General features: G+C 57.5%; 6 protein-coding genes. 3 read left to right on the top strand and 3 right to left on the bottom strand.

Going from position 1 to position 9,716, the window contains the following annotated elements:
• Nucleotides 1-138 precede the first annotated feature (138 nt).
• The 3 genes from L2A60_RS16125 (at nt 139) to L2A60_RS16115 (ending at nt 4,266) form a co-directional block, all read left to right on the top strand.
• The gene (locus L2A60_RS16125) at nt 139-555 is read left to right on the top strand and encodes a LexA family protein (RefSeq protein ID WP_235705476.1); all 417 of its coding nucleotides are present in this window, start codon (nt 139-141) and stop codon (nt 553-555) included.
• Nucleotides 556-567: 12 nt separating this feature from the next.
• On the top strand, nt 568-1,824 hold the full coding sequence (locus L2A60_RS16120) for a Y-family DNA polymerase (RefSeq protein WP_235705475.1): 1,257 nt from the start codon (nt 568-570) through the stop codon (nt 1,822-1,824).
• A gap of 204 nt (nt 1,825-2,028) precedes the next feature.
• A complete protein-coding gene (locus L2A60_RS16115; RefSeq protein WP_235705474.1) occupies nt 2,029-4,266 on the top strand; it encodes a hypothetical protein in 2,238 nt (745 codons plus the stop codon).
• Between the two features lie 300 nt (nt 4,267-4,566).
• Here L2A60_RS16115 and L2A60_RS16110 read toward each other — a convergent pair whose 3' ends face one another.
• The 3 genes from L2A60_RS16110 to L2A60_RS16100 all read right to left on the bottom strand — a co-directional run bounded on the left by L2A60_RS16110 (nt 4,567) and on the right by L2A60_RS16100 (nt 9,707).
• Nucleotides 4,567-5,178, bottom strand: a complete 612-nt coding sequence (locus L2A60_RS16110; protein ID WP_235705473.1) for a recombinase family protein — start codon at nt 5,176-5,178, stop codon at nt 4,567-4,569.
• Between the two features lie 210 nt (nt 5,179-5,388).
• Nucleotides 5,389-7,725 (bottom strand): DEAD/DEAH box helicase, encoded by a 2,337-nt coding sequence (locus L2A60_RS16105; protein WP_235705472.1) that lies wholly within the window; start codon nt 7,723-7,725, stop codon nt 5,389-5,391.
• Nucleotides 7,725-9,707 carry a site-specific DNA-methyltransferase gene (locus L2A60_RS16100; RefSeq protein ID WP_235705471.1) on the bottom strand — a complete coding sequence of 661 codons (1,983 nt, stop codon included), beginning with the start codon at nt 9,705-9,707 and terminating at the stop codon, nt 7,725-7,727. Before L2A60_RS16100 ends, L2A60_RS16105 begins: the two co-directional genes overlap by 1 nt.
• Between the last annotated feature and the right edge of the window lie 9 nt (nt 9,708-9,716).

Below are 9,716 nucleotides of genomic sequence, written 5' to 3'. Positions count from 1 at the left end.
AACCCCAAATTTTGCCGCTACACCGGCAACCGTGCCGATCCCAAACTCATGCTCCCGACGGAGCTGCTCGAATAATTCCACTTTGGCTTTCCAATCCACGCGTGGCCCCCCGATCGTGCCGAGCGGACCGTAGGTTGAATGACGGGGGTGGGCCAAAATTCGCCATCACCGCTGGGCCAAAATTCAGTAGCAAAGCCAGGAAATACAACCGGATTTGCAAGTCCGGCAGGCGACAGCATCGAAGGTCCGCTCGATCTTACCGATATTCTCGATATGCGCCGGCCGAGCCGCTATCCGGTTCGCGTCGCCGGCGACGCCCTTACCGCGCGCGGTATTTTGCACGGCGACATCCTGATCGCCGACGCCGCGACGCCGCCCACATCGGGCAGGGTCGCGATTGTGATGCTTGCCGGCGATGTGCTGGTTGCCCAGCTTGCCTATCGCGACGGGCAATGGTGGCTGCGGTCCGGCATTGCCCAGGCCCCGGCCGTGCCGATCACCGAGGACGCGGAGATTTGGGCCATCGTGACCGGCCTGGTCCGCACCACCGTATAGCCGTCCCCGATCATGCCCGTATTCGGCCTGATCGATGGCAACAGTTTCTATTGCTCCGCCGAGCGGGCGTTCGCACCCGAACTGAGGGGCAAACCCCTGGTCGTGCTCAGCAACAACGATGGTTGCGCCATCGCGCGAACCCCGGAGGCGAAGGCGTGCGGCATTGGCATGGGCGAGCCGTGGCACTTGATCAAGAACCGCCCCGAGTGCCGAGCGGTTCTCTGGCGATCGAGCAATTATTCACTTTACGGTGACATGAGCCGCCGCGTCTATGACGTGCTGACCGAGCGGGTTCCCCAGGTCGAGCCCTACTCCATCGACGAGATGTTTCTTGACCTTGCAGGCTTACCGAATCTTGAGAGTTTCTGCCGGCGGTTGCGCGATGAGGTGCGCCAGGTCACGAAAATTCCAACTTGCATCGGCATCGGTCCGACCAAGACAATAGCCAAGCTGGCAAACCGGATTGCCAAGAATCGGGCGGAGATGGGCGGGGTGTGCGACTTGCGCGACGCCCACGATCGCCGACGACACTACCAGGACCTGACGGCAGGCGATGTATGGGGCATCGGGAGTAAAGCCGCCGCGAAATTGGCGACGGCCGGCACCGTGACGATCGCGGATTTCATCGCGATGGAACCCCGTGCCGTCCGCGATCTTCTGACCGTCACGGGTGCCCGCGTGCAGGCCGAGCTTCGCGGCCTTTCCTGCCTGCCGCTTTCCCTCATGGCCCCCACCCGCCAGGGTATCGCCGTCACGCGCACGTTCGGCCGCCCGGTCGAAACCTGGGCGGAGATTCGCGAGGCGGTCGCGACCTACACGACGCGCGCGGCCGAGAAACTACGGGCCGAGGGACTTGAGGCCGGCCACATGGCGGTATTCGCCCACACCAGCCCGCACAATGACGATCCGTGGCACTCGGCACAGCGCGGCTCGGTTATCGAGCCAACAGCCGATACGGCCGCTCTGATCGGCGAGGCCGTGCGGCTGCTACAGGCCGGATGGAGACCAGGCTATCGCTATTTCAAGGCGGGCGTGATGCTCACCGCGCTTGCCCCAGTCGCGCGACAAGCAAGCCTATTCGCCACCCGAGACCCAGCGCGATCGGCGCTGGCCATGGAAGCGCTTGATGCCGTCAATGCGCGGTGGGGACACGGCACGCTACGGCCGGCTTCAACGGGGATCGTGCGGCCGTGGGGAGCCAGGCAACAGCGTTTATCGCCTCGCTACACGACGCGGGCCGACGAGATGATGATCGGCCAGGCATTTTGAAACCTGATATCGGGAAGAAAATGACATGATACGCTGCCAGCAACCTTGGGTTGTTGCCATATTTCAAGAAATTCGCACCAAGTTGGTTCGGCCCAGCCGGCACGCGCGGACGTTGATGGTGCCCGCCAGTCCGCCTAGAAAGGCCCTCAGGTCTGTGGAAGAGGCTCTATGCGAAGTCCAACAGTTGACCTCAAATTAGTTCCGTTGGCGCTCGAACATGTTGATACGGGCGACTTCGAGCGATTCGGACAGGCGCTGTACGCCGAGTTGATGGGCCGCGAATTTGTGCCGCTGGGCGGCATGCACGACGGAGGGGCAGAGGGGTACCTCGAACCCGAGTTGTTCGGCGACAACGAGGCTCATCATTTCGTGCAAGTGTCGAAGCAACGGACCTACCGCGCAAAAATTCGCGGGACCGTGAATCGGCTGCGCCAGTATGGCCGCCACCCCCTGTCATTGGCTTACATAACGAGCGTAGCGGTTCCAGACCTGGACAGTGAGGAAGAACTGCTTAGCGACGAGCTTAATTGTCGTATTCGGATTCGAGACGCTCGCTACATCGAAACACAGGTTAATCGCAGCGATGCGACGATTGCTGCGTTCAACGCCTATCTCCGGCCTCACCTCAATTATCTTTTCGAGCCGGGTGCTGCGGAAGTAGCACCTAGATCTTCGAGCTACGTAGATCGAACGCTGGCAGTCTTCCTTCGACAGGAGATTGAGCACAGGCGTGGCCGAACCGACCTACTCGAGTCAGTAGCCGATAGCTTGATCATCTGGTCATTATCCGACACTGATCCCGATCTAGGCAAGTTCATGAACCGCACGCAAATGCTCAGCAAGATTGAGCAGGCACTGCCATCGTCGCGGCACTACATAAGAGGTGTACTAGATAGTCGGTTAGAACGACTTCGCAGAAAGAGCAACACTGATGGCCGTCAAGTGCGTTACTATAGCAGCAATGGCCAGTACTGCCTTCCTTTCGAAACTAGAGAGCTGATTGCCGCAGAAAACATAGAGGATGATTCTCTCAGGGTGGCTGTGAACGCTGTGCTAGAGCGCCGGTGTAGAAAAGTACTGGAGGATGAGGATGCTGCTCTCATTCCTCAGGTCGTAGCGATCTGCCAGGACGTACTACAAAGGCTGTTCGAGCAGCAAGGCCTTCAGGTCGCACAGTTCGTTACTGACGGTGATCAAGATGATGAACTGTATGCCAACGCCGCGGCCCTCATCACAGAGGCTGTAGACGTGAATATTGGGCTCGTCGAAAATGCTACCTCCCTTCGTCGACTTAGTACACGCGTGCTTCGCGGCACCTTCTACGGCGGCACAAACGAAGAGAGACGGTATCTCGAAAAGCTTAGCAAGACTTACGTCCTGCTTCTGATGCTCAGGAACGAGCCTAAGGTTGTGGAATATTTCAAGTCAATATCTTCGAAATTTAACCTGTACATAGGGACCGATTTTCTTGTTCGGGCACTTTCGGAGCACTTTTTGGATGAAGAGAACCAGACGACCCGAAATCTGTTCAAAATACTGAAAAAGGCTGGAGCCAAGCTGATACTGACCGAGAAGGCTGTGGAGGAGCTAGCCACGCACCTCAGGGCTCAGATATTTGAGTTCGAAAGCGTCTACATGCACATAGAACAGCGGATGACGCTTGAGATGGTAGAATACATAGATCGGATTCTAATCCGATCGTACTTCTATGCACGGCTTGCCCCCATTTCGGATACCAAGCCACCTGCCGGATTTCGGTCATACATCGAAAATTTTGCATCCTTCGCGGCGATCCGGAACGAAACAGGCGACAATGAACTGGCCCGTTACCTAATTACCAAGTTCGGCTTCGATTACGAGTCGGCGGAGGAGATGCGAGACGGAGTTGACTCGAGCGAGATTGCAACCCTCGCGGCTGACATCGTTGCAATTCGAGCGGATCACAGCAAGAAGGCCGAGACGCTCGAGATCTTGGCCGAAAATGATGCACTTCAAGTTTATGCCATATACGCCAAGCGCCGAAGGCATAAAGAAGGAATTCCGTCTAATCCTTTCGGCTACCAGACGTGGTGGCTAACGCAGGACAGCAAGGTTCGCCGAGCTGCTGCGCCCGTGATTGCAAAACAGGGTGGCCACCGTTTCATGATGCGCCCTGAATTTCTGATCAATTTTATATTTCTCGCACCGAGTGCAGCCGAAGTTTCGGCCAGCTATAAGACCATCTTCCCTTCCGTCCTAGGCGTGCGCCTGTCGAACCGGGTGGCTGACCGTACGTTCCGAAATATCGTACGCCAAGCCAACGAGATGTGGTCAGTCGACGAGGAGCGTGCTGGCGCGATAATCGCCGACCTCACGGACAAGCTCAAAGGCGACACACTCAAGGTCTACGAGACAGAGTGGCAAGGCAGTCTCGGATACTTGCCGCCGAACGTCAGCGATTGAGCCAAGCACCTCTACGGCGTTGGGAAAGGGGATGTCCCAACCGCCGTTGAAAAGCGGTACCCTGCGCAATGTCTGCTTTCCCCAGGACGGAAACGCCGGTGCATAATTCACGAATTTCGTGCCAGCCTCACCCCGTAGGCGCAGCGCTGGCTTTATAGGTACAGAATTCCGGTGCAGATCTGTCGAACTGATCGTCCGCGAGGCCAAACGGCATCAGGGGGACGTAATTGCCCCCCTGACGTCGTTTGATGGGTCGAGAGTGGGGTTCTCGAACCCGGAACGCATCTACCACAGGTTGTTTTATTGTTCCAGATTCGAACACGGGTCACCTCGCGAGTGTGTCGGAAACCGTGCCCGGATAATGGTCTGGCGGCTGGTGCCGAATTCCCGCGCGAGGGCGGAGACCGAGACGCCGGCATAGAGCCTGGCGGCCACTTGCCGCCTCTGATCGTCGCTCAGACTTGCCGGCCGGCCGAGGGTTTTGCCTTCCTTGCGCGCTCGCGCCAAGCCGGATTGCGTCCGTTCGACGAGGAGATCCCGCTCGAATTCCGCGACCGCGGCGATGACCTGCATGGTCATCCTGCCGGCCGAGCTGGTCAGGTCGACGCCGCCCAGGGCGAGACAGTGGGCCCGCACGCCGAGGGCGGCGAGAGCATCGACCGTGGTGCGGACATCCATGGCGTTGCGGCCGAGCCTGTCGAGCTTGGTGACGACGAGCACGTCATCGGCTTCCAGCCGATCGACCAGGCGGTGGAAGGCCGGGCGCTGCATCGCCGGGGCGCTGCCCGAGATGGTTTCGGTGATGACGCGGGACGACTGGACGGCGAAGCCGGCGGCACGAACTTCGGCGACTTGGTTCTCGGTGGTTTGTCCGGCGGTCGAGACGCGGGCGTATAGGAAGGTGCGGGCCATGGTTGCGCGAATACGTCCAAAAAGGGTGTACTATAATCTTCTATGCGCAAAACAACGTCAACCCTATATTTTGAGCATATAAGATTCCCATGTACGAAAACGATCGTTTCCGGGCAGTCATGATTTTCATGGTGGGTCGCCGCGTGAGTGTCCGATAAACCCTCGTTTTTCGCACCGCGTATGAAAACGCCATTTCTATGTCGGGATACTTCATGCCCTCAGGCATAGCTGCGCGGCTTCGCCGATCGTAGCGCATTGCGTCGGATGCGGCTTGCCTTGCTTCAGAGCCCACACAGTGAACCCGGTGCTGCCGCTGAGCTTGCTATAGACACCGTTTTGCGCGACCTGCCATTGCCCTTTGGTGACAAGGCGGATGGCGAGTTCCGGCCCGTCCTCGACCTTTTCGATGAAGAACAACTTGCGGCCCGCATCTTCGGTGATTAGGTGATCACCTTTGGTGTCGATGGTGACGACGGTCTTTTCAGTCCAAGCGAGAAAATCCGGATTGAAGGTGCGGGTGTTCCCGCGATCGAGCAACGGGATACCAAATCCACCTTGTGATGGATTACGGCACCAGACGCGCTTGGTCTTATCGAGCGCCTTGGCGAAGGCAAGCTCATCCTTATTTAGGCCGCTATAGCCCGCGTGCAGCGCATTGTTGAACGTCACCAGGGCGGATTCATCGACCGCAATCGCTGGTACCACATAGGGATGATCAAGCGCGTTCTGCAGGATGACTGAGTGATCAATATAGGCATCGACCACTTTACGAGCCTGCTCGCGGACATGATCGGCTGCCGGGCTGTTATATTCGACTAGGGCATCAAACTTCCGGTCTTCAATGTCGCAAAGGTTGATCGGACTCCGTTGCCGGTCCCCGTGGCTCGGGAACAACCGTTGCACCTCGCGCCGCAGAATCCAGCGCGCCGTGACGCGATTGCTATGCTCGACATCAGCCCATTCGACGGTTGCGGCTTCGCCGATGCCGATGGTTTGCAGGATTTGGATGCGACCGCCGCCACCGACCGTATTCACGCCGCCCGCTGAGTAGTCCTGTGTCGTCTTGATGATTTTGTTGATCGCCGGCTTGGCATGGGTGCTGTCGATCGAGGCCGTGGGCACTGACCGCTCTTTCAGGGCCGGTCGATAAGGTTTACTCCCTCCGTGCGTCTCGCGTCGCACCGTCAGGGTGATTTCAGGCGTATCGCTGGCGAGCTTCGCCCGGACATCTTCAAGGATCGCCTCGAAGATGCCTTTCTCATCGGTCCGGATATAGAAATGCGCCGTGTTCAAGTTAGGCGACGGGTAGTGCTGGGCACCAGGTTGGCGGAGCACGCGGCCGACAACTTGTGTCACCTGGTCCGGCGATCCCATGTCCTTGTCAATATAGGCGAAGGCGCACTCGGGATCGTCCCAGCCCTCTTGCAGGCTGAGATTGAAGATCACATGGCGAAAGTTGCCTGCAATGAAGAGGTCATAATCGGAATCGCCTTGCGAAAAGAGGTTGAAGTCGGCTGGCGGCGGCACCTTAGGGTCAAATCGTAGATCGCAGTAAACCGCGATCGTCGTAGGATCGATGCCGGCATTTTCCACGAGGTGCCGCCAGATCAGAATCGGCCGCGCTTGCCGTTCCCTGAACGGTCGCGCGATGTCATCCTTGATGGTTGCGCCGTCGATCGTGTTCGTTTTGCTGACATAGATCGCCTTCGGTCGGAAAGGCAGCCCGAGGTCTGACGCCGACTTTGTGGCGTCGCTCATCTCCGAGAGGAGATCATTTACCGCCAGTTCCATGGGCGTCACGTAGCCGCCAAGCATGATATGCTTTTTGACCAGCCCAGATTCGACGACTTCCGAACTCCGGACCGTCGTGACAAAATCATTGTCGCCCCAATGCTTGTCCTTGCGGAGCCGTTCGATTGTTCCCGCCAGAGCTTCTGGAATCCGCATCGTCGCACTGGCTGCGATCAGTGCATCCGGTTCCAACTCCATCAAAAGCTGGGTCTGAAGGTTCGAGAGATTATGGCCTTCGTCATAGACAATGATCAGCGGGCGCCGACGCAGCGAGGAATCCCGCCGCGTCTTCAGCAGATCCCACAGCGACCGATCCGCCACGTCGAATTGCACCCGGAAAATCTTCCGGTCACCTTCCTCCTTGTCGCGCTGATTGAATTTTCCTACTGTTGCCACCAGCAGCAAGCCCCTGCTTGCGTCTTCGACATCGCCCGGCCGGCAATCGAGGAGGGGCTTCACCGCGAAGCCGCCGATCAAGTCGGCATATTTCCCGGCGGAGAGGTTGGCGAAGGTTTGCCAGACCACGACCCGGCCCTTCGAGAGCCACAGAACGATAGGTTCAACGGGCAAGCGGCTGCGGAATGACTCGATTGTGTCCGCGAGGATCAGCGTCTTGCCGCTTCCGGTGATTGCCGACAGGTTTTGATAGAACGGCACCAACTGAGAACGGCGGACCGTAAGCGGGTCCGCCATATAATCTGAAAAGCGATCCGCAATTTGTGTCGAGGCGTCAGCCTGAAAAGGGAGAAGGTCCATCAGCCTGAAATCTCATCGTCATTGAAGCGGTCACTGTTTTCGTTCAACCCGAGATGCGCCAGGATTTTGTCCGGGATTTTCCAAAATTGCACATTCCGCGACTGATACACTTCATAGCGAGCATACACATGATAGGGCGGCTTGATCCTCGCCTTCTCCGCGTCCTTCAGCACAATGCGATAGCTGTCTAGGTCCAACTGCCCGACCGGGCCGCCATTGTTCCAGATGATGAAATAGCCTTCGCCCTGTTCGTTGCAGCCGACGAGGTAGCTGTATTTTGGATCGTCGATCCGGATCAAATTCGTGCTGCCGCGCCGCCCCATGTCCCAGTGCGATGTGATCACAACATCGACGAGTTCATCCTTCTTCATCGAGAGGACGGTCTTCGCGTCGATCTGCCGCGTCAACATTCGAAATTCGAAACCGCCAAGCACTGGATCAGCGCCGTTCGTAAGCTTGCCGTCTGGACCAAGACGCTGCCCCGTGATGACGTTGTGTAGCCGTTGCCACGTCAGCGACCGGGCATATTTATCTCCCGTTGCAGGGCTGCCCTGTTCAATCAGAATGAAGCGACGATCGGCATCCCCCTCTTGATTCACTTCAAGCACAGCCTGCCCAGTCGTGCCGGAGCCTGCATAAGGATCGAGAACCAGACCTTGTGGCGGACACCAAAGCTGAATGATCTTCTTGAATAATTTTAGCGGTTTGACGGTATCGAAACCATGCCCCTTGCCGACGATTGAGGTAAGCTCGCTGACCCCATCGGCCGAACGTCCAGACTCTGTATAGTCCCACGAGGTAGCGCCGAGCTCGACGAATGGCACCTCATCTGAGCTTAGGTCTTCGCTGGCCCAATAAGTGGTGGGAACCTTTCCTTTTCGTATTCTTTCAAGATATGTCTTCACACGTGGACGGCCAGTGCCGTCTGTGCCGAACCAAACAAAAGGCCAAGGACCGCTCTCAAGACGCTTTTGGGCCGCCTCCATATGGGTCGAACTGATCTTGCCCGGCTTTTGGCCGACGACCATCAAAGCCGCTCGTTTGCCATCTTTGATCGAACGTATTTCGTAGGGCACGCCCCATTCGCCAAGCCAACCAATCAGGTTTCTTTTAGGGTGACGCCACGCACCGTTACCCGCAGGATAGTGGACTTCCCCGGTGAAGGGGGACTGTATGCCATAATCGTTATCAGTCGAATATGTCCGCGCAGTGAGATTGCCTTCTCTCCAAATCCCGCTGGGATCACGATCAGGATTTCCATAACGGCGATTGTCCTTTTCGCTGCGATCCAACGAATAGGTTCGTGCGGTCTCAGTATCTTTCGAATAAATCAAGACATATTCGGTCGCACTCGAAATATGGCTGTTGTCGGGCCGGGCCGCTGCCGCCTTTTGCCAGTTTAGAATCCCAATGCGGTTTTCTTCCCCAAACACCTCATCCATCAACATCCCGAGATGGAATAGCTCGTTATCGTCAATGCAAATCGCGATGACGCCGCTTGGTTTTAGCATTGCCTTCATCATCTGAAGACGCGGCATCATGGCCTTGATCCACTTCGTGTGCCGCGATCCATCCTCTTTCGCGACGAGCGTCCCAAGATCAGGATCGTTCGGGTCTTCATCCCACTTGTCGTTGTAGCGAAATTGTTGCCCGGTGTTGTACGGCGGATCGGTGACGATGAGATCGACCTCCCCCCGGTATTTGTAGAGCGTCACCATGGTCTGAAGGTTTTCACCTTCAATCAGCAGATTCCGGCTTTGCTCAGCCGGTGAACCGACATGGAGACGCGGCTCGCGGCGCATCACCCGAGGACGCACCTTGCGCGAGATTTCCTTCGCCGACCGCTTGCCATGAAAGGTCAAAGCGACGCCGTTGCTCATCATGGACCGAACCAGGCGGATCAAATCCTCCTGGTCAAGAAGCTCGATACCGGCAAGCGGATCGAGCCGAACGCCAACCGGTGTTACCGGGCCATCATTCATCGGCGTGCT

The sequence above is a fragment of the Acidiphilium iwatense genome, from assembly GCF_021556475.1.
GTDB classification, from domain to species: Bacteria; Pseudomonadota; Alphaproteobacteria; order Acetobacterales; family Acetobacteraceae; genus Acidiphilium; species Acidiphilium iwatense.
Note: the sequence above shows the minus strand (reverse complement) of the source record. Positions and strands in the feature narration are given on the sequence as shown.